The organism is Frankia sp. CeCAU1 (assembly GCF_977971845.1).
Genome location: NZ_CDWWXA010000134.1, coordinates 11,882 through 13,153, shown reverse-complemented (window position 1 = coordinate 13,153; position 1,272 = coordinate 11,882). Strand labels below are relative to the sequence as shown.

Sequence of the window (1,272 nt, the reverse complement as noted above, 5' to 3'; positions counted from 1 at the left end):
CGCCTCCATCTGCGACATGAGCCCGTGGGCCTCGCTGTGCAGTGCGTCGGTGCGGATGGCGGTGTCAGGCACGGCGCTCGGCCTCCTCGGTGCGCGGGGCCAGCCCGTGGGTGTGGGCCAGCCGGGAAACGATCAGTCGGGCGACCGCGTCCGCGCGGCCGGCGATGAGGTCGGCGGCGCCGTTGCGGATCGTGGCCTCGACGTCGAGCACCACCCGCCGGTACCGGGGGCTGGTGTTGGTCTGACCGTCGCTGCCGACGGTCCAGTCCTGCTCGGGTGCCGCCGCGAGCAGCTCCATCGGGCCGACGCCCACGGCGTGGGCGAGCATGAGCAGCATCTCGATGTCGACCCCCTGTCGACCGGCTTCGATGTTGGCGATCGAGGTGCGAACCAGGCCGACTCGCTGGCCCAGCTCCTGCTGTGTGAGCAGGGCGGCTATGCGGGCGGCATGGAGCCTGGCTCCGAACTCGGCGAGCATCAGGCCCATCCCTGGGGGTTGACGGGGGTGTCTCTGCCGCGGTCTCGACGGATGGCGGCCCGGACTCGCTCGGGGCCGGTGAGCCCGTCTCCCCCGCTGGTCTCGGCCTCCCCTGCCGGGACCTGCTCCATCCGCCGCGCGTCTTCGACGGTGCAGTCGGGCCCGAACCCGTCGATCAGGTCGCGCCCGTCCGCGGCGGCTAGTTTCCACGGGGATTCGCCGTGGCCGCAGGTGCCGTCGGAGCAGTCGCACACCTGGGTGGCGAGGGTCCAGCGGGGGCCGATGCCGGTCAGGGCGTCGAGCGCGGACGCCTTGGCCTCTAGCTCGGCCACTCGGTGACGGAGACTGATGACCTCCCGATCTGCATCGAGGTCGTCGACGGCAGGCAACTCGATGCGCCGGATCGCCTCGGTGATGGTCGCCGCGAACGTCCCGTCGTTGCTGTCGTCGTCCCAGTCCATCGCCCGGTCGAGTCGATCACACCAGGTTTCGATGAGCGTCTCCAGCTTGGTGACCCGGACGCGGAACCGGCGCACCTCGGTGGCGGCTGCTGCCAGCAGCTCGGCGTCGTCCAGCTCGGGGGGCCCGGCGGCGGGCCAGATTGCGTTGAGCAGCGCGAGCTGCAGGATGCTGAGTCCGTGCGGGTCAGCCATTACGGGTCTCCTGTCCGCGATGGTGTGCCGCGGCGGCGCACTCCGGGCATTCGCAGCGGCCCGGGACGTCCAGCCGGGCCCACACCCGGATCCCAACCGGCACATCACCAACATCAGCTCGGACCTGCCGCAGCCCAGGAT

The 1,272-nt window shown here is 71.5% G+C and carries 2 protein-coding genes; both read right to left on the bottom strand.

The features are described 5' to 3' along the window. Positions 1–64: 64 nt before the first annotated feature. Positions 65–478 (bottom strand): helix-turn-helix domain-containing protein, encoded by a 414-nt coding sequence (locus tag AC08OO_RS19150; protein ID WP_476618837.1) that lies wholly within the window; start codon positions 476–478, stop codon positions 65–67. After that, entirely contained in the window at positions 478–1,131 is a 654-nt protein-coding gene (locus tag AC08OO_RS19145; protein ID WP_476618836.1) for a hypothetical protein, read from the bottom strand. Before AC08OO_RS19145 ends, AC08OO_RS19150 begins: the two co-directional genes overlap by 1 nt. Between the last annotated feature and the right edge of the window lie 141 nt (positions 1,132–1,272).

Bases quoted from the DNA above. Each gene is read 5' to 3' on its own strand.
- AC08OO_RS19145 (WP_476618836.1), bottom strand. From the start codon at position 1,131: ATGGCTGACCCGCACGGACTCAGCATCCTGCAGCTCGCGCTGCTCAAC.
- AC08OO_RS19150 (WP_476618837.1), bottom strand. From the start codon at position 478: ATGCTCGCCGAGTTCGGAGCCAGGCTCCATGCCGCCCGCATAGCCGCC.